Below are 18,414 nucleotides of genomic sequence, written 5' to 3' on the forward strand. Positions count from 1 at the left end.
TAAGGTTTCGCGGGGGAGCGAAACATGGGTTACTGGGAAGTCAACGCCGACACCCTCGCCAGGAGCCGGTTCGTGGTGTCCGCGCTGGCCGAGACCACCGCGAGCCTGCTGACCTTGGAGAACGGCGGCGCGGCGCATCCGGGTGAGCGCGCGTGGCTGGATGCCCACCGGCCCGCCTACCGGCGCCGCATGTCCGATGATCCGATCAGCGCGCTGCTGCTCCGCGCCGCGCTCGGACGTCACTGGATCGCCGACTTCCTCATCCCCACGCCTGACGACGACGGAGCGGCGAGGTTCGAAGACGAGCTGGAGCGCGTGCGCGAGACACCCGCCGAGATCATCCACGCGGACCTGGAGGTGTCGCTCGGCGGGCCGCTTCCCACCCCGCTGCACCGCGCCGACCTGGGAGAACGTGCCGCCGGCCTCCTGGCGTGGGTGTGGCGGGAGACGGTGTCGCCCTCCTGGCCGCGGCGTCGCAGGGTCGTCGAGGCGGACATCGCCGTCAGATCGGAGCGGCTGAGCCAGGGCGGGTGGGCCGCGGTGCTGGACGGCATGCGGCCCGGGATGCGCTGGCTGGGAGAGGGCCGCCTGCAGATCAACGCGCACGACAACCCGCCCCGGGAGCTGTCCGGCGTCCAGTTGCTGTTCGTGCCGGTGACCCCGGGCTGCGGACGCTGGGTGAGCTGGCGCCTGCCCCACCGCTATGCCGTGATCTACCCCTGCCGGGGTGCGCTGGCCGAAGGTGAGCGGGTGCCGGTGCCCGATGCCTTGACCAAGCTGCTGGGACAGGCTCGGGCCGGCGTTCTCGTCCTGCTCGCCGGTCCCAAGAGCACGACCCAGCTCGTGGCGCTGACCGGGCAGGGACTCGGTTCGGTGGGGCGCCACCTCAAGGTTCTCCTGGACGCGCGCCTCATCCGGCGACGGCGGGTGGGCCGCTCGGTCCTCTACTCCCGCACCGATCTTGGCCGGGCCCTGGTCGAAAGCCAGTATCCGTAGGCAGGTTCAGGGCCCGGCGCAGGAAGTCCAGCTCGTGGCGGAGCACGTTCTCCCGGACGACCAGGTGGCTCGCCCGGGGCAGGGGCAGGACCTCGTGCGGTCTGCCCGCTTCGAGCAGCGCCGCCGACAGCCGCAGGGAGTGGGCGGCGACCACGTTGTCGTCGGCCAGCCCGTGAATCAGCAGCAGCGGCCGGGTCAGGGAGGCCGCCTCCAGGATGGGGGAGCAGCGGTCGTAGGCCTCCGGATGTTCGGCGGGGTGACCGAGGTGGCGTTCACGGAAATGCGTGTCGTACATCCGCTGGTCGGTGACGGGGGCGCCGGCGACGGCGGCGTGGAAGACGTCAGGACGGCGCAGTACGGCCGTCGCGGCCAGGAAGCCGCCGAAGGACCAGCCGCGAACGCCCACCCTGGTCAGGTCGAGCCCCGCCACCTGCCCGGCCGCCTCGCGCAGCGCCTCCACCTGGTCGGCCAGCACCGGCCCGGCCAGGTCGTGGCGCAGCTCCATCTCCCAGGCGGGCCCACGTCCCGGAGTGCCGCGGCCGTCGACGGCCAGGACCGCGAAACCCTGCTCGGCGAACCACTGCGACACGTACGTCCACCAGGTCCGCGCCGCCATGACCTTGCGCATGGCCGGCCCGCCGTAGGGGTCCATGAGAACCGGCAGCGGTTCGTCGCCCGGCCGGTGCCACGAGGGCAGGAACAGGGCGGCGCGCAGCCCTCGCGGCCCGAGCTTCAGCAGGCGCGGATCAGGCTTGAGGACGGGTCGCTCGGCCCGCGAGGCGATCTCCACGGGCGGCCCGTCCGCCGGACAAACCATGATCTTGGCCCCGTGGTGGGTCAGGGTCTGGGAGATCACGACCGTGGTGGACCCCGACGAGGTGCCGGTGTGCACGCCGGGCTCCTCACTCAGCCGCCGCAGCCCCGAGTCCCGCCGGTACGCCCACAGGTGGACCTGCGTGGGCTCGTCGGAGGCGGTGAACAGGATCGTCTCGCCGTCGATCGCGACCACCTCGTCCAGTTGCAGACCGGCCGGGGTGACCGGCTGCCCGGCGAGCAGGAGCCGCCGGGTGTCCTCCACGTCGGCGCTGGTCACGAGGACGCCGGCCGCGGTGCGGGCGGGAAGTCCGGGCACGAGCCGTACCCATGCGTCGTCGTGCTGCTCGGCCAGCACCTCGGTGGCGCCGGTCTCGCCGTCGATGCCGAGGATCCGCAGGCGCCGCTGGTCACGGCTTTGCACGGCGGCGTACGGGCCGAAGGCGTCCCATCCGGCGGCGGTCAGGTACTCGAAGGCCCCGGTGTCCCAGGCCACGGGGACGAGGGCGCCGTCGAGACGTGCCAGCCACAGGGTGACGTCGGCGTTGGCCGTGCCGACGACCGGGTAGCGGACGGTGACGGGCGGGGCGGCGGGGTCGGTGGGATCGGCGAGGTACCACCGCTGGACGGGTGTGTTGTCGACGCGGGCGACCAGCAGCGATCGGCCGTCCGGCGCCCACCAGTAGCCCCGGTCGCGGCCCATCTCCTCGGCCGCCACGAACTCGGGCAGGCCGAAGGTGATCTCCTCGCCGTCCGGCTCGGCCACCGCGTGGTCGTGGCCGTCGTGGTGGACCCGCAGCGCGCCCCGGCTGACGTAGGCGATCCGCCGGCCCGCCGGGTCGGGGCGCGGGGCCACGACCTGGCCGGGGGTGTTCAGGAGGCGTACCTCGCCGGTGGCCGGGCGTACCGTCCACAGCTCGCCCGCCAGCGCGAACGCCAGCAGTTCGCCCGCGCCGTCGGCGGCGAAGGCGACGATTCCGGAGGACGTCTCCCTGCTACGCCTGCGCAGGGCCAGTTCCGCCGCAGGAGGGGGCGCGTCGTGGTCGGCGGGGTCCACGAGGAGGCGTTCCTCGCCGGTCGCGCAGTCGAGGGCCCACAGGCAGGAGACCGGATCGTCGCCCGCCTTGCTCCGGACGAAGTACACGGAGCGGCCGTCGGGGCGGACCGTGATGTGGCGCGGGGAGCCGAGGGTGAACCGCATGGTCCGGGCGAGCTGTGCGGGGAGCGTGTCCATGCGGGGATCTCATCGGGTTCCCGGGCCCGGGCGGTAAGGTTTCGCGGGAGGGCGAAAGGTGAGGTCAGCGCCGCGCGTGCAGGCGCATGAGGTCCTTCCCCACGATCATCTTGCCGCGGTATCCCGCCTTCTGCGCGCCGGTACGGGCGCGCTCCTGCCACTGCGCGTGCGGCTGGAAATCTCCGATATGGCTCAGCACAAGGGAGCCGACGCCCGACTGCCGGGCCACCGTGCCCAGGTCGAGGACGTCCGTGTGCGTCGCGCGCATGTGCTCCACGAAGTGCTCCGACGCTCCGTGCTCGTGCCACCACTGGGGATCGTTGGCCTCGTGGACCAGGATGTCCGCGCCGTCGGCGAGGGTGGGGATGTTCGGCGTCAGCGTGGTGTCCCCGGAGAAGACCACGCTGCCGTGTTCGGTCTCGAACCTGTACGCCAGGCTGGGGAAGACGACGCCGTGGGAGACCAGGATGGCCGTCACCCTGACGTCGTCGTTGCTCATCACGGGGAAGGGCCGCATGGCCGGTGCCGTGTCGCCGATGGGGGACGCGCCCACGTCCGGCAGTTCGATCTCATGGACGCGGAGGGCGGCGGCCGGGTCGAATCCGATCTTCTCGGCGATGAAGGTGTTGCTGGAGTAGGCGAAGGCTTCGTTGGAGAGCCTGGTCAGGTCGGCGAGGCCGGGGGTCGGGCGGTGCGGGGCGACCCATTGCGCGCCGGGAACGTCGGGCAGGGCGCCCGCGCTGGGCGGGCCGTAGACGTCGATGCGCGGCATGGCGCCGGTCTGGGACAGGATCGCGGGAGCCATGTACATCGCGAGGTTGAAGTAGTCGGCGATGTGGTCGGCGTGGAGGTGGGTGACGAAGACGCCCTTGAGCCGGGCCGGGTCCAGGCCCGCGCGCATGTACTGCGACACCGCCCCGCGGCCGCAGTCGACCATGTACACGTTGCCCCGGACGACGAGCGCGCTGGCGATGCCGAAGCGCCCGCTCGAAGGCGCCGGCCCGGCCGCGGTTCCCAGGAGTACCAGGTCGGTTCCGCCGGAGGGCGTACGTGCCCGCGCGGGTGCCGGCTGGGAGAGTGCTCCGACCGAGGCGATGCCGGCGGCGATGGCGCTGGAGCGCAGGAGCGTCCGCCGGGTCACCGGACCTGGAGTACGGGCGTTTTCGTGATCGTTCACAGAAGTTCCTCTCCTCGGTGTGACCTCGACGAGATGACGCTTCCACGACTGCGCGCGCCTTCGCGTCGGTGATGTCTACCTACGCCGCTACTCTGTGGTACTGTGTAGTGGTACTCGGTACTACAAAGTACCAAGGCAGCGAAGAGGACCGCGATGGACGACCTGACGGAGATGTTGAAGGGCACGCTCGAGGGCTGCGTGCTGGAGATCATCGGCGGCGAGGAGACCTACGGGTATGCCATCACCCGCCGGTTGAACGAGCTGGGCTTCGCCGATGTGGTGGAGGGGACGGTTTACACCATCTTGCTGCGGCTGGAGAGGAACGGGCTGGTCGTGGTGACGAAGCGGCCGTCCGGACAGGGTCCGCCGCGTAAGTTCTACGCGCTCAACGACTCCGGGCGCGCGGAGTTGGCGAGGTTCTGGGTGAAGTGGGAGTACGTGACATCACGGATCGACACGCTCAAGGAGGGTGGGAGATGAACTTCTGGGAGACCATCACGGGCAGTGATCTCACCAGGGAATGGAAGGCGTTCGAGGCTCGGGCCGAGACGCTGCCGGTCGACTATCGGGCGGCGTGGGAGGAGATCAAGGGGCATCTGATGCTGCACGGGGACTTCACCGGGCGCAACCTGATGCCGATCGTCGATGGCGTGCTGGGGCTGCTGGAAGAGTCCGCGGCCGAGGGGCAGCGCGTCGGCGACGTGCTGGGCGACGACATCGCGGGCTTCTGCGCGGCGTTGGCCGGCGGCGAGCGGGCCCGCAGCTATCGCGATCGCTGGCGCGAGCAGTTGAACAGGAACGTGGCCAGGAAACTGGGCCGGCTGGGAGGTAGCTGACGTGGGCATCCAGGACATCATCGAGGGCAAGAAGCAGTGGCGGGCGCACCTGGCGCGGGTGAAGGCGCTGCCGCCGGACTACCAGATCGTCTACAAGGAGATGCAGCGGTACTTCTTCAAGGTCGGGCCGGTCGACCTGCCCGACGGGCCGCTGCTGCCCGGGATCGTCGACTTCTTCGAGGAAGGCGTCGCGGCGGGCAAGGGCGTCCTGCAGCTCATCGGCAACGACGTGGCCGCCTTCTGCGACGACCTGATCAAGGACACGCCCACCTACGCCGACATCTACCAGGAATCTCTCACCGGCGAACACGGCACGACCGGGAAGTAACCCCCATCGCCTGACTCGCGTCTCCCAGGTGACCGGCCACGACGTGGCGTCGCCTGGGACGAGCGCGCCTGCCGTAGGTCAGAGCGAGAGACAACCCCGAACGAGAGAACGGACATCCGCATGACCACCAACCAGGGCAACGACCACGCCACCGAAGGCGGCGGCGTCGAGGAAGGCTGGGGAAAGGTCGCTGACGCGTTCCACGCGAACTTCGACGCCCCCGGCGAGGTCGGCGCGGCGTGCAGCGTCTACGCGGGCGGCCGCCCCGTCGTCAACCTGTGGCGCGGCCTCGCCGATCGCGAGGCGAACCGGCCGTGGCGCGAGGACACGATCGTCCAGGTCGCGTCCACGACGAAGGGCGCCACCGCGATCTGCGCCCACATGCTGGCACAGCGCGGTGAGCTGGATCTGGACGCCCCGGTCACCCGGTACTGGCCGGAGTTCGGCGCCCACGGCAAGGAAGAGATCAAAGTGCGCTGGCTGCTGTCCCACCAGGCCGGCCTCCCGCTCCTCGACGGACCGCTGACGTTCGAGCAGGCGTGCGCGTGGCACCCGGTCATCCGTGCGATCGAGGCGCAGAAGCCGCTGTGGCAGCCGGGCACCGAGCATGTCTACCACGCCGTCACCTACGGCTTCCTGGTCGGGGAGGTCGTGCGCCGCATCACCGGCAAGTCACTCGGCACGTTCTTCGCCGAGGAGGTGGCCGCCCCTCTCGGGCTGAGCGCCTGGATCGGGCTGCCGGAAGAGCACGAGGAACGGGTGGCCGCCCTCCACTACGCCGACGCGTTCAGCGTGGAGGAACTGCTCGCCGGGATGATCGCGGCCACCGGCCTCGACGCGGCGACGGTCACCGCGTGGGTCGAGTCCATGTGGAGTCCGGGCTCGATCCAGATGCGCGCCGGCGAGCTCGGCGGGGCCCTGGACAACACCTCCGGCTATCACGCCACGCGGGCCTGGCGCGCGGCCGAGTTCCCGGCCGCGAACATGCTCGCCGACGCGCATTCCCTGGCGCGGATGTACGCCGCCACGGTCAGCGACGTCGACGGGGTACGGCTGCTCGATCCGCCCGCGGTCGAGACGATGACAGAGGTCCAGACCGACAGGACGCGGATGTACGGGCTGCCGCCCGGCCTGGACATCCCGGCCGACCGCTCCTTCTCCATGTCGCTGGGGTTCTGGCGAGCATGCCCGCCGGCGCCGATGATCGGGCCGGGGTCGTTCGGCCACCCGGGCTCCGGCGGATCGATCGCCCTCGCCGACCCCGAGAGCGAGGTCGGCTTCTGCTACGTCACGAACCTCTGGAACTTCCGGCCCGACGACCCGAGGGCGGCCAACCTGGCCAAGGCCGTCCGGTCCTGCCTCGGCTGAAATCTACGGCCCGTTCCGTCAGGGGGCATCGACCGCCTCGGCCCCGGCGAGGACGGCGGGCTTGAGGGTCTGCGCGCACCACTGCGCGAATCCCGTGGCCGGGCCCGCCTGCGGCGAGCGGCCGGCGCCCGCGTCGAGACCCTGGTCCTTGGCACGCTTCATGTCGACCATGCCCTCGACGAACGCCTCGTTGAGGCCGTGGCCGAGCATGGTGGACCGCAGTTCGTCGAGCGGCCGGCGCTCGTAGCGGACCGGACGGCCCAGCTCCTCGGTCATGATGCGGGCCAGGTCGTTGGGCGACAGGTCCTGCGGGCCGAGCACCGGGACGCTGCCGACGCCGGTCCAGGAACGGTCCAGCAGCAGCCCGGCCGCCGCCGCGGCGATGTCGGCGACGGCCACCATCGGGGCCGGACGGTCCGCGGCGACGGTGTCGGTGAAGACGCCGTTCTCGCGGATCGCATCGGCCTCCTCCAGCAGGTTCTCGAAGAATGACGGGCATGCCAGGGCCCGGTAGGCGACGCCGGAGCCGGCGATCAGGTCGTCCATGGCCAGGGAGGCGGTGACCAGCCCGGCCTGGGCGGCCTGCGGCGTGCCGCGGCCGAGCGCCGAGACGCCGACGACATGGCCGACGCCGTGAGCGGCGAACGCCCGCGCGGCCGGGCGGGTGAAGCCGCTGTACGCCTCGTCGGGCGTGCGCGAGGCGTCCGGCGGCACCAGCCAGAAGACGGCGTCGGCCCCGGCGAAGGCGCGCTCGACGGTCGCCGCGTCGCCGTGCGAGCCGGTGACCACCTTGACCTTTCCGCGCACGGTCTCGGGGAGCCGGGTGGGATCGCGGACGACGACGCGTACCTCCTCTCCGCGTGCGGGCGCGGCCTCGACCAGCAGCGACAGCAGCCGCCGGCCGATGTTCCCGGTGGGAGCGGTAATGACGATCATGAAAACCTCGCGGTGGGTGCCGGATGGATACAGCCCCCATCGTGAGGACCCCACCGGTATTGCCACAATGGGAACTTCAGCATCCAATCATTGCCTGAAACGGAATGATGCCGGTGAGCAGCCCGGACCCGAACCTCGACGCCAACCTCGCCGTCGCCCTCGACGCCTTGCTGACCGAGCAGAGCGTCACCCGGGCCGCCGCGAGGCTGCGCACCTCCCCCGCGGCGATGAGCCGTACCCTGGCCCGGCTGCGCCGGGTGCTCCAGGATCCGCTCCTTGTGCGGGCAGGACAGAAGATGGTGCCCACACCTCGCGCCGAGGCCCTGAAAGACGAGGCCGCCGCGGTGGTGCGCCGGTTGGAGGCGTTGCTCACCCCGAGCGGCGGGATCGACCCCGCCGCACTGCGGCGCACCTTCACCGTGCAGGCCTCGGACCTGGTCGGTACGGCGCTCGCGCCGGGACTGCTCGACCTGGCCCGCCGCCGGGCGCCGGGCGTCTCCCTGCGGGTGCTGGCCGAGGAGTGGGAGGCGGGCCCCGCGCTGCGCGAAGGCCGGATCGATCTGGAGATCGGGGCCATCGACCACGTCGACCCGGAGACCAGGGTCGAAGAGCTGGTCACGCTGCGAATGGCGGCCGGCGTCAGGGCCGGGCACCCGCTGGCCGACGGAACCCTGACGCCCGCCAGGCTGGCCGGGGCCGAGCACGTGGCGGTCAGCCGCCGGGGACGCTTCACCGGCCCGCTGGACGCGGCCCTGGCCGAGGAGGGGCTGACCCGGCGGGTCAGCGCCGTCCTGCCCGGACATCTGGCGGCGATGGCGCTGGCCGCGGCCGGCGACGTGGTCTGCCTGGTTCCGGCCGCGCTGCCGGGCGAACCTCCCTCACCGCTCAGCGACGCGGCGCACGCTCTGGGGCTGTGTCTGCTGGAGATCCCGCTGCCGTTGCCACCCCTGACGATCGGCATGGCCTGGCACCCGCGCCACACCGCCGACGGGGGCCACCAGTGGCTACGGGGCGCCGTGCGCCGCGTACTCCGTCGCGCCGGTGGGCCATGAGATGCCGATGTCGGGCGTTCACCGGACATTGCCCGTCCCGTCCCGTCCTTACAGTGGAATCAACCGGGAGGCGGACGGAAAGGTCGCGGTAGCACGCTCTGATGGGAATGCAGATCAACGTCCTGGGACCCTGGGAGATCAGCGCAGGCGGTACGCGGCTCCCGCTGGCAGGCGCGCGACGGGTCGGAGTCCTGACCAGGTTGGCGCTGAGCGCCGGGCAGCCGGTTTCAGCGGACCACCTGCTCGCCCAGGTCTGGGGCGAGAGCACCGCGACGACGGCGGCCAAGCAGTTACAGATCGTGGTGTCGAAACTGCGTGGCCTGCTCTCACCGCACGCGGGAATCGCCACCGTTTCCGGCGGATATCAGCTCAACGTTCCCCGTGAGCACGTGGACGCCCTGCTGTTCTCGCTCCTGGTGCGCCGGGCGCGTGCCGCGAAGGCGCAGGGAGACCTGACGGCGGCGGACGGCCTGTTCCACCGGGCTCTGACCCTGTGGCGGGGGGAGGCGCTGGCGGGCATCCGCGCTCCGTGGGCCCGTGCCGAGGCCGCCCGCCTGGACGAGGAACGCCTGGCCGCCCAGGAGGACCACGCCGACCTGCGCCTGGCCGTCGGCGACCACCACGGGCTGATGCCGATGCTGGCCGGTCACGTCACCGCGCATCCGCTGCGGGAACGACCGCGTGAGCAGCTGATGCTGGCGCTCTACCGGGCCTCGCGCCCCTCGGAAGCGCTCGACGTCTACCGGGACATTCGCCGCGTCATGGCCGACGAGCTGGGCATCGAGCCGGGAACGGCGCTGCGCACCCTGCACCAGGCGGTGCTGAGGCGAGACCCGGCTCTGGACGCACGCGGGTAACCCTGTGAGTGCCGGCCGGCCTATCTGCCCTGGAGTTGCGGGTCCTCCGGCTGGGGGCGGTCGAACGTGGGCCGTGGCTCCTTCCACCGGCCGCGGGTGAAGTCGGGCACCTTGACCGCGTGGAGCCGCTCGGTCTTCAGCGACTCGTGGCTGAGCGGGATCACCGAGCACCACGCCGCCGAGTCGTAGACGTCGATGTCGGGGGTCATGCCGAGCCGCATCAGCTGGATGAGGCGGAAGATGGAGACGAAGTCGCCGCCGCCGTGCCCGCCGTACTGGCCGGCCAGCCGTTCCAGCAAAGGCCACAGCCAGTGGTCGTGCTGCTTCAGGATGCCGGTGTACGCGCCGCCGGTCCGCCACGCGTGGTCGTTGTGGCCGAGTGACTCCAGGTAGACCCGGGCGTTGTCGAGCTCGATCGATCCCCTGGTCCCGGTGAGCGTGGTCTCCCTGGTGTACGGGTGCGGGGAGTTCACGTCATGCTCGACCCGGATGAACCGGCCGCCGGCGGTGGTGACGAAGCAGGTGTGCCGGTCACCCGAGATGTACGGTCTGTCCTGCCAGGACGAGTGGTCCGGGCCCACCCGGGAGTCCTCCTCGCGGAACAGGGCCAGCGCCTTGGGCAGGGACGCCACGGCGACCAGTTCGTCGAAGCGGTCGCCGCGGTTGATGCCCATGGACGCCGACACCGGTCCCAGGCCGTGCATGGGGTAGTGCAGGGCGTTCATCCGGGTCTGCCAGCGCCGCCGCCAGTGCTCGGGGTGGTAGGCGCCGCCGAACAGGTACGGCCAGCGCAGATCGTGGACATAGCCCCCGGAACCGTGCTGCAGGTCGCCGAACAGGCCCGCCCGGACCATGTTGAACATCTGCAGTTCGGGCCGGAAGTAGTTGACGTTCTCCAGGAGCATGCAGTGCTTGCGGGTACGTTCCGAGGTGCGGACGAGGTTCCAGATCTCGTCCAGGTGCGGGGAGATCGGCAACTCGACGGCGACGTGCTTGCCGTGTTCCATGGCCGCCTTGGCCTGGCGGTAGTGCCACTCCCAGGGGGTGGCGACGTAGATCAGGTCGATGTCGTCGCGCTGGACGAGCTTGAGGAAGTCCTCCTCGCCCGCCGAGTAGCCGACCGGCTCGACGTCCTGGAAGCCCTGGTCCATGATCCGGGTGATGGTGCGGCTGACCCGTTCGGGCCGGATGTCGCACACGGCGGTGACCGTGGAGACGGCGGCGAACCGCAGATCCTGGCCGCCGCCGCGGTTGCCGAGCCCGATGAGCCCGGTCCGTACCTTCTCGAAACCCTCGAACGGCACGTTGACCATGCTCTTCTCGCGCGGGTCGCGAACGGGTTCCCAGGCGGTCGAGCCGGCGGCGGTGGTGCCGCCGATGCCCGTGGCGGCACCCAGGACGATGCCGGACTTCAGTAATCGGCGGCGGGAGGGGGTGTGAGCATGCGGAGGGGCCACGGCGATCACTCCCTGGAGGGCGGACAGCGACTTTTCCCCGATAGTGAGCAGTGTCAACTGTCGCGTGTCAGAGAGCAAGGCGATCGCCGCGGCGGTACCGCCTCGTCGATGTCAGGGGATCGGGCGCGTGTCCAGGCCGTAGCTCAGGCGGTCGATCCACCATGGTCCGCAACCGGCGCTGCTCCACTGGCCGCTGTTGGTCGTCGTCCAGCCGCCGTCCCTGCGGCCGTTGACGCACTGGACCCACGCGCGGAACTCGTAGGCGGGGCCGCTGGTCGCGCATCGGGCGGAGAACGAGTTCTGGCCGATGGCGTACTCACAGTCACCGGCTTGGGCCGACGCCGGGCTCAGCGCGCCCGACGCGACGGTGATGGCTCCCGCGGCGAGCGCGGTCGCGGCCAAGGCGCGCAGGGTTCTTCTCATACCCTCTCCTCGTGCTGGTGGCGGATGTTTCCGTACGCCCGGTGCAGGCCTGACTCCGGGTGCGTACGGCAGAGGGAATTCTTAGGAAACTTTCCTAAGCGAAAGATACGTGCCTGTGGTGGCACGTCAACCCTGCGCGTCCCGGCAAACCTCTCCGGCTCGTGGCCGGACCCGCCCGCGCGTGCGCCGTCGCGGCGGCCCGGTCTCCGGGCCGCCGGTGGCGGGGTCAGGAGGCGCGGGTGCTGTGACCGCGGAAGGTGGTGACGATCTGGGCGAGGGTGATCTCGCCGAGGAGCCGGGTTTCGTGCTCGCGGATCTCGCTCCAGACCGCGGCCAGGGGCGCGGCCGCGCCGGGGAAGTGGTCGTGGTCCTGGTCGATGCCCTCGACGACCACGATGACGTCGGCCAGGGAGATCGTCTCGGGCGGGCGGGCCAGGCGGTAGCCGCCTTCGGGGCCGCGCATGCTGATCACGAGGCCGCCGCGGCGCAGCTGGAGCAGGATGTTGTCGCAGAACCGGCGGGGGATGTCCTGGCCGGCCGCGATGCGCCCGGCCGTCAGGGGTCCGTCGGCCGCGGCGAGGGTGACCATGGCTCGCAGGGCGTACTGGGTGCGGGCGGAGGTGCGCGTCATGTGCCGCTCCGGTGCCTGAGCGGGTGATGGCTCGGCTTCACGAAAGGGGCTCCTTGGTGTCGGGGTGTCCTTGACGGGGTGTGCGGGTGTCGTGAGGGGCCAAAGGGGGTGGCGGTCGGTGCTTCACGAGCGGGGCCGGGGCGGTGGGGGGTGGCCGTGGCGCGCTCATCCCCACCGGCAGCAGAAAGACCGCGCTCGGCGTGCCGGGCGCGGCCATCACGAAACCGGCCGGTACCGCCGGTGTCATCCTCATCATCACCGCCCCCGCGGCTTGTCCCCGATCGCGGGGCCGCGCGTCGTATGACGGCCGGGTCCCGCGGTCCCGGCCGGTGACACGGCCGGGAAGCGTCACTGGCATGATCAGGCGGGGCTCTTCTCCCCTTCTTCGGCCGCGCGCTGCCGCAGTTCGGCTTCGATGGCCTCGACCGACTCGTTTTCCTTGTCGCGCCGGTACTCGCGTACCGAGTAGACGATCGCGGCAACCCAGATGACGGCGATGACGATGTAGGCGATGGCCTGGACGTTGCCGGGCGCGTCGATCCAGTCGCTGCGCAGCAGGGTACGCACGTTCGTCAGCACGATCACGCCACCCACGGCCGAGCCCAGGATGCGCGGCGGGATGTGCCGGACCAGCCAGGCGGCGATGGGTGCGGCGATCACGCCGCCGAGCAGCAGGACGCCGACCCAGGCGAAGTTGATGTTCTCCGAGCCGATGCCGATCAGGAAGCCGACGCTGGCCGCGATGGCGACCAGGAACTCGCTGGCGTCGATCGAGCCGATCACCTTGCGCGGCGGGATGCGGCCGCTGGCCAGAATGGCCGGCGTGCCGACGGGTCCCCAGCCGCCGCCGCCGGTGGCGTCCACGAATCCGGCGACCAGGCCGAGCGGGGCCAGGAAGCGCTTGCGCAGCGGCTTGCCCAGATTGCCCTTCGGCAGCCCGAAGGCGGTGAAGCGGACGATGATGTAGACGCCCAGGCTGAGCAGGATGATCGACATGATCGGCGCCGCGATCTCGGTCGACAGGCTCGACAGGAACGTCGCCCCGGCGAAGGCGCCGATCGCGCCCGGGACGCCGATCTTGGCGACGACCTTCCAGTCGACGTTGTTGAAGCGCCAGTGGGAGATGCCGGAGGCCAGCGTGGTACCGATCTCGGCCAGGTGGACGGTCGCCGACGCGGCTGCGGCGTTGGTGCCGATGGCCAGCAGCAGCGTGGTGGAGGTGACGCCATAGGCCATGCCCAGGCTGCCGTCGACGAGCTGGGCCGCTAATCCCACCAGGCCGAGCAGGATGAGTGCGCGCACCACATCCCCTTTCCTGTAATTCCTACTAAACAAGTAGATATAAGCGTGAATGTGGGAAGGGCGGACGTCAAGTCACGGTTCGGACACCGCCTGCCGAGGCAAAGAAACCTCCCGGGCTCAGGTGCCCCGGCCCGTCCGCGGAAACAGGGAAGGAAGGAGCCGCCCATGAAGGAGCCCACCATGCGGGGAGCAGTGCTGCACGCCCCAGGCGACGTCCGCGTCGAACAGCGCCCGGACCCGGCGATCATCGAGCCCACCGACGCGATCATCCGCCTGGCGGCGACCTGTATCTGCGGCTCCGACCTCTGGCCGTATCGCGGCATCGAGAAGACGGACGGACCCGCCCCGATGGGGCACGAGTACGTCGGCGTCGTCGAAGAGACCGGCGGCCAGGTGAGCACCGTCCGGCCGGGCCAGTTCGTGGTCGGCTCCTTCGTGGCAAGCGACAACACCTGCGAGATCTGCCGGTCGGGCTACCAGAGCGGGTGCGTCCACAGGGTCATGATGGGAGCCATCGGCACCCAGTCCGAGCTGGCGCGCATCCCGCTCGCCGACGGCACGCTCGTCGCCACCCCCGGTCCGCCCGACCCGGATCTGGTTCCGAGCCTGCTGGCCGCCTCCGACGTGCTGGGCACCGGCTGGTTCGGCGCCGTCGCCGCCCAGGCGGGCCCCGGCAAGATCGTCGCCGTCGTCGGTGACGGGGCCGTCGGGCTGTGCGCGGTGCTCGCCGCCAGGCAACTGGGCGCTGAGCGCGTCATCGCGATGAGCCGCCACGAGACCCGGCAGCGCCTCGCCATGGCGTTCGGCGCCACCGACATCGTCACCGAGCGCGGCGACGAGGGCGTGGCCCTGATCAAGGAACTCACCGGCGGGCTCGGCGCCCACAGCGTCATCGAGGCCGTCGGCACCCAGGAATCCATGATGCAGGCCATCCGCTCCACCCGCCGCGGCGGTCACGTCGGATACGTCGGCGTCGCGCACGACGTCGCCCTGCCGGGCGACGAGCTGTTCTTCTCCCTCGTGCACCTGCACGGCGGTCCCGCGCCGGTACGCCAGTACCTTCCCCAGCTGATCGAGCTGATCTGCGAGCGCCGGATCGATCCCGGCAAGGTCTTCGACCTGACCCTCCCGCTCGACCAGGCGGCCGAGGGCTACCGGGCCATGGACGAGCGCCGCGCCGTCAAGGTGCTGCTGCGGCCGTGACCCGCCGTCCGCTTCAGGACAGGCGGAAGGGGTTCTTCCCGGACGGTCCGCGACATACGTTGAGCTGACCCGCCGCCTTGGAACGGTCCCGAGGGCGGCGTCTCCTTCGAGGAAGGACCCGGTCATGGAGCCGTACCAGTTCTACGCGCCCATCCCCGCCTCCACCGCCTCCGCGCAGGCCATCAAGGACTGGTTCTACCGCAGGCGCACGCAGGTGTCGGCGCTGGCCGTGTCGTACACGCCGCACTCGACCTTCAGCCAGGACGCGATGGAGGCGCTGGAGAAGAAGCTCAGGTCGATGGAGAGCTTCCTCGCCAACAAGGGCGCACCGGCGACCGCCGTCGACGAGTTCGGGAAATGGCTCGCGAGCAACAGCGACTACGGGGCCTGGGACTACTACGTCGCCGACCAGCAGGCGAAGGACCTCATCGAGAGCGACCGGCAGGCCCAGGCCATGAACGCGGCCGCGATCAACGACGCCAAGAACCGGGCCAGTGGCGGCGCGCTGGCGCTCAGCAGGCAGAACGCCGCCGGGATGATGTCGCTGGACAAGAAGAACGGCCGGGTCATCGCCGGACTGGCCGTCGTCGGCGACGCCACGCAGCTCTACACCGGCATCAGCGGCAAGGACAAACACGGCTTCCCCGACCACCCGCTCATCGCCCGGCTCCTGGAGGGCACCCACCAGGCGATGGACTGGCCGCAGGAGTCGTGCGCTGAGGTGGACGCGCTGAAGAAGTACCTGCACGCGCAGCCCATGCCGGTCACCGCGCTCAACCAGATCCCGCGCAACACGCTGGTCTTCAACGCCCTGGTGTGGCACCCCGGCGGCAACTGGGAGGGCAAGGTGACCTCGCAGCGCTGGCAGCCCAGGGCCGCCTGCGCCAACTGCGACCAGTGGCTCAGGAAGATCGGCGCCCTGCGCTCCTAGGCCGGACATGTGCAAACATGTCCGGAATGTACGCCCGTTTCCTTGGTATCCCCGATCTGGGCGAAGCGCCGTCCGTGGCGGTCGTCGTCGACGTCATGCGTGCGTTCACCGTGGCCGCCTGGGCCTTCGCCCGGGGAGCCGAAAAGATCGTTCTCGCCGAGTCCCTGGACGAGGCCCTGGCGCTCAAGGCTCGGCACCCGGATTGGGTGGCGCTTAAGGACGGCCCGGCCGCGCCCGGGTTCGACGCCGTCAACTCGCCGGGCCTGCTGCGGTCCGCCGACCTCGGCGGACGGACCATCGTGCAGAAGACCACGGCGGGGACGGTCGGCGCGCTCGCGGTCAAGGAGGCGTCGCTGGTGCTGTGCGCCGGTTTCGTGGTGGCGGAGGCGACCGCCCGGCTCCTGCGGACACGCGAGAGCGACGGCGTCACGTTCGTGGTCACCGGCGAAGACGGGCGGGCCGACGAAGATCTGGCCTGCGCTCAGTACATCGCCCGGAGGGTCACCGAGACCGGGGCGGACGCCGCCGAGTACCTCCGCCGCGCCGCCGGCTCGCGCGCCGCCGCCGAACTGGCGCAGGGGGTACGTCAGGGAGTTCATCCCGATGACGTCGCGCTCTGACTTGAGCTCGACCGGTTCCCCTTCGCCATGGTGGCGACCCCGGAAGACTCGCTCATGGTCCTGCGGCCGCAGCCCGAGCTCAGATCATCCGGCGCAGAGCGGTCTCCACAGCGTCGATGAGAGCGTCGCCCTCGGTGCCCGGACGGCGGGCAAGGCCGAGTTCGACGTCCGGCAGGGCGGGCAACGCCGCCGCGTCATGACAGGCCATGGCCGGCTCAAGGTTGGCGGGCATGAGCGCCGCGACCCCGAGCCCGGCACGCAGCGCGGCGAGAACTCCGGCCAGGCTGTTGCTCTCGAACGCCACCCGCCAGCGCCGCCCGCTGCCCTCCATCGCTTCCAGCACCGCCGTACGCCAGGCGCAGGTGTTGGAGAACAGCACCACCGGCAGCGGATCGGCGTCGACGGCGACGCCGGGCCCGACCGCCCAGACCAGCGGCAGGCGCACCGTCCAGCGCGGCGGCCAGGGCAGGTCCGGCACCTCGTCGAGCACGAGCTGGACGCGCCCGGTGTCGTAGGCCTGCCGCATCGCCGCGTCGGAAAGAACAAGGACCTCCAGCGTCGCCTCGGGATGCAGCCGCGCGAGGTCGGCGAGCGCCTGCGGAAGGCGGGAGACGGCGAGGTCTTCGAGGAGTCCCACACCGCAGTGCCCGGTGAGCGCGCCTCCGGTTTCGGCGAGCGCCTGTGCCGACAGCGCGAGAATGCGCTCGGCGTAGGGCAGGAGCTCCTCACCGGTCCGGGTCGGCCACACGCCGGACGGCGCCCGGTGCAGCAGCGGGCGGCCGACGACGCTCTCCAGCCTGCGCAACTGCTGGCTGAGCGCGGGCTGGGTGTTGCCGAGCGCCGCCGCCGCGCGGCTGATGCTGCCCGCTCGCACGGCGGTGACGAACGTCCGCAGCAATGCGGTCTCGAGATCGCGTGCCATAAGCGTTCATTATATCTGGCACAACGAATTAACGACTTCCTATAGCCTCACGGACGACCTACCGTCAGATCAATGACGAGATTCCGCCAGGTGCTCGCGGTGCGGGGGATGTCGCCGCTGCTGGGCATCTCGCTGCTCGCTCGTACCGCGATCACGGCCGACGCGATGGCGCTGACGATGTACGTCGTGCTCGCCCTCGAGATGAGCTACGCGGCCGCGGGAGGCGTGGTGGCGGCGCTCACCGCCGGTGTCGCGCTGGGCGGGCCGCTGCTGGGCCGGATGGTCGACCGGCGGGGCCTGCGTACCGTGCTGGTGGTCACGATCGTGCCGCAGATCGTCTTCTGGCTGACCGTGCCGATGCTGCCGTACGTGATCCTGCCGGCCGCCTCCTTCGCCGCCGGGCTGTTGATGGTGCCCATCCAGGCGGTCACCCGGCAGGCGGTCGCCGCGATGACGACGGCCGGGCAACGGCAGGCGGCGTTCGCGCTGGAGTCGGTGGTGGGCGAGCTGTCGTACGTGGTGGGACCGGCGGTGGTGATCGTCTGCGCGGCGAGCATGTCCCCCGGCGTGGTGGCGTGGGGCCTGGGCGCCGTGATCGTCGCGGGGGGAGCGGGCATCGCCCTGCTCAACCCGCCGCTGCGGGCCGCGGACGAGGCGTCGGGGGAGACGGCGGGCGAGGCGGCGGAACGGCCCCGGCGCCGGGAGTGGCTGGGCGCGCGCATGCTCGCCGTCCTGACGATGGGGTTCGGCCTCGCGATGCTGCTCAGCGGCGTCGACCTGGCCATCGTCGCCACGCTCGAAGAAACCGGTCAGCTCTCGTGGGCGGCCGTGGTCGTCGCCGTGTTCGGGGTGACGTCCGTCGTGGGCGGTCTCGTGTACGGAGCGCTGCCGCGGCCGATGCCCACCTGGCTGCTGCTCGGCCTGCTCGGGCTGGTGACGATTCCGGCCGGGCTCGCCCACGATTGGCGGTGGTTGTGTGCGGCCATGATCGGTGCCGGGCTGCTCACCGCGCCGGCCCTCTCCACCGTCTCCGACGCGGTGAGCCGGCTGGCGCCGGCCGGCGTGCGCGGCGAGGCGACCGGCCTGCAGGCCTCGGCCGCGAGCGCGGGCTTCGCACTCGGCGCCCCGGTCGTGGGGATGGCGATCGACGCGTCGGCGCCCGCGGGCGGCTTCGCGGCCGCGGGCCTGGCCGGCCTGGCCGCCGCGCTGACGGGATACCTGCTCTCACGCCGCTCACCCGCCACGGCGACCTCCCCACGCGTCCCGCACGCCGGCCGAGCAGCAAAGTGAGCCGGGGTTCTTCTTGACGGGGAAGCGCTCGTCGATCA

At 71.2% G+C, this 18,414-nt stretch carries 19 protein-coding genes; 11 read left to right on the forward strand and 8 right to left on the reverse strand.

Going from position 1 to position 18,414, the window contains the following annotated elements:
* The first annotated feature begins 24 nt into the window (after positions 1-24).
* Positions 25-996 carry a transcriptional regulator gene (locus tag ACIBI5_RS46640; protein ID WP_397257101.1) on the forward strand — a complete coding sequence of 324 codons (972 nt, stop codon included), beginning with the start codon at positions 25-27 and terminating at the stop codon, positions 994-996.
* Here ACIBI5_RS46640 and ACIBI5_RS46645 read toward each other — a convergent pair.
* Positions 911-3,043 carry a prolyl oligopeptidase family serine peptidase gene (locus tag ACIBI5_RS46645; RefSeq protein ID WP_397257103.1) on the reverse strand — a complete coding sequence of 711 codons (2,133 nt, stop codon included), beginning with the start codon at positions 3,041-3,043 and terminating at the stop codon, positions 911-913. The two genes, ACIBI5_RS46640 and ACIBI5_RS46645, sit on opposite strands and share 86 nt — an antisense overlap.
* A gap of 64 nt (positions 3,044-3,107) precedes the next feature.
* Complete coding sequence (locus ACIBI5_RS46650) at positions 3,108-4,220, reverse strand: MBL fold metallo-hydrolase (protein ID WP_397257106.1); 1,113 nt, start codon at positions 4,218-4,220, stop codon at positions 3,108-3,110.
* 153 nt (positions 4,221-4,373) lie between these two features.
* On the opposite strand from ACIBI5_RS46650, the gene ACIBI5_RS46655 reads away from it, so the two are divergent.
* From ACIBI5_RS46655 to ACIBI5_RS46670, 4 genes are all read left to right on the forward strand, one after another.
* The gene (locus tag ACIBI5_RS46655; RefSeq protein ID WP_397257108.1) at positions 4,374-4,700 is read left to right on the forward strand and encodes a PadR family transcriptional regulator; all 327 of its coding nucleotides are present in this window, start codon (positions 4,374-4,376) and stop codon (positions 4,698-4,700) included.
* Complete coding sequence (locus ACIBI5_RS46660) at positions 4,697-5,056, forward strand: DUF1048 domain-containing protein (protein WP_397257109.1); 360 nt, start codon at positions 4,697-4,699, stop codon at positions 5,054-5,056. The genes ACIBI5_RS46655 and ACIBI5_RS46660 overlap by 4 nt, the downstream gene beginning before the upstream one ends.
* 1 nt (position 5,057) lies before the next feature.
* The gene (locus ACIBI5_RS46665; RefSeq protein WP_397257111.1) at positions 5,058-5,384 is read left to right on the forward strand and encodes a DUF1048 domain-containing protein; all 327 of its coding nucleotides are present in this window, start codon (positions 5,058-5,060) and stop codon (positions 5,382-5,384) included.
* A gap of 120 nt (positions 5,385-5,504) precedes the next feature.
* Positions 5,505-6,752 carry a serine hydrolase domain-containing protein gene (locus ACIBI5_RS46670; RefSeq protein ID WP_397257112.1) on the forward strand — a complete coding sequence of 416 codons (1,248 nt, stop codon included), beginning with the start codon at positions 5,505-5,507 and terminating at the stop codon, positions 6,750-6,752.
* An 18-nt stretch (positions 6,753-6,770) separates the two neighbouring features.
* Here ACIBI5_RS46670 and ACIBI5_RS46675 read toward each other — a convergent pair whose 3' ends face one another.
* Positions 6,771-7,688, reverse strand: coding sequence for an NAD(P)H-binding protein (locus ACIBI5_RS46675; protein WP_397257114.1), 918 nt, complete (start codon positions 7,686-7,688; stop codon positions 6,771-6,773).
* A gap of 113 nt (positions 7,689-7,801) precedes the next feature.
* Here ACIBI5_RS46675 and ACIBI5_RS46680 point away from each other — a divergent pair, with 113 nt between their 5' ends.
* Positions 7,802-8,740 carry a LysR substrate-binding domain-containing protein gene (locus ACIBI5_RS46680; RefSeq protein WP_397257115.1) on the forward strand — a complete coding sequence of 313 codons (939 nt, stop codon included), beginning with the start codon at positions 7,802-7,804 and terminating at the stop codon, positions 8,738-8,740.
* Between the two features lie 101 nt (positions 8,741-8,841).
* Positions 8,842-9,597, forward strand: coding sequence for a BTAD domain-containing putative transcriptional regulator (locus tag ACIBI5_RS46685; RefSeq protein WP_397257117.1), 756 nt, complete (start codon positions 8,842-8,844; stop codon positions 9,595-9,597).
* A gap of 20 nt (positions 9,598-9,617) precedes the next feature.
* On the opposite strand, the gene ACIBI5_RS46690 is transcribed toward ACIBI5_RS46685, so the two are convergent.
* The 4 genes from ACIBI5_RS46690 to ACIBI5_RS46705 form a co-directional block, all read right to left on the reverse strand.
* Positions 9,618-11,054, reverse strand: a complete 1,437-nt coding sequence (locus ACIBI5_RS46690; protein WP_397257118.1) for a Gfo/Idh/MocA family oxidoreductase — start codon at positions 11,052-11,054, stop codon at positions 9,618-9,620.
* A 111-nt stretch (positions 11,055-11,165) separates the two neighbouring features.
* Entirely contained in the window at positions 11,166-11,477 is a 312-nt protein-coding gene (locus ACIBI5_RS46695; RefSeq protein WP_397257120.1) for a hypothetical protein, read from the reverse strand.
* 226 nt (positions 11,478-11,703) lie between these two features.
* Positions 11,704-12,108: an RrF2 family transcriptional regulator gene (locus tag ACIBI5_RS46700; RefSeq protein WP_397257122.1), complete on the reverse strand. Its 405-nt coding sequence runs from the start codon at positions 12,106-12,108 to the stop codon at positions 11,704-11,706.
* A 360-nt stretch (positions 12,109-12,468) separates the two neighbouring features.
* On the reverse strand, positions 12,469-13,410 hold the full coding sequence (locus ACIBI5_RS46705; RefSeq protein ID WP_397257124.1) for a sulfite exporter TauE/SafE family protein: 942 nt from the start codon (positions 13,408-13,410) through the stop codon (positions 12,469-12,471).
* Positions 13,411-13,590: 180 nt separating this feature from the next.
* On the opposite strand from ACIBI5_RS46705, the gene ACIBI5_RS46710 reads away from it, so the two are divergent.
* The 3 genes from ACIBI5_RS46710 (at position 13,591) to ACIBI5_RS46720 (ending at position 16,164) form a co-directional block, all read left to right on the forward strand.
* Entirely contained in the window at positions 13,591-14,613 is a 1,023-nt protein-coding gene (locus tag ACIBI5_RS46710; RefSeq protein WP_397257311.1) for a zinc-dependent alcohol dehydrogenase family protein, read from the forward strand.
* Positions 14,614-14,737: 124 nt separating this feature from the next.
* Positions 14,738-15,544: a hypothetical protein gene (locus ACIBI5_RS46715; protein ID WP_397257125.1), complete on the forward strand. Its 807-nt coding sequence runs from the start codon at positions 14,738-14,740 to the stop codon at positions 15,542-15,544.
* A 26-nt stretch (positions 15,545-15,570) separates the two neighbouring features.
* On the forward strand, positions 15,571-16,164 hold the full coding sequence (locus ACIBI5_RS46720; protein WP_397257127.1) for a 2-phosphosulfolactate phosphatase: 594 nt from the start codon (positions 15,571-15,573) through the stop codon (positions 16,162-16,164).
* Positions 16,165-16,243: 79 nt separating this feature from the next.
* On the opposite strand, the gene ACIBI5_RS46725 is transcribed toward ACIBI5_RS46720, so the two are convergent.
* Positions 16,244-17,086: a LysR family transcriptional regulator gene (locus ACIBI5_RS46725; RefSeq protein WP_397257129.1), complete on the reverse strand. Its 843-nt coding sequence runs from the start codon at positions 17,084-17,086 to the stop codon at positions 16,244-16,246.
* A gap of 72 nt (positions 17,087-17,158) precedes the next feature.
* Between ACIBI5_RS46725 and ACIBI5_RS46730 the strand changes: the two genes are divergently transcribed.
* Positions 17,159-18,376, forward strand: a complete 1,218-nt coding sequence (locus ACIBI5_RS46730; RefSeq protein ID WP_397257131.1) for an MFS transporter — start codon at positions 17,159-17,161, stop codon at positions 18,374-18,376.
* Positions 18,377-18,414: the final 38 nt, after the last annotated feature.

Origin of the sequence: Nonomuraea sp. NPDC050540, from assembly GCF_044457485.1 — a bacterium.
Lineage (GTDB): Bacteria > Actinomycetota > Actinomycetes > Streptosporangiales > Streptosporangiaceae > Nonomuraea.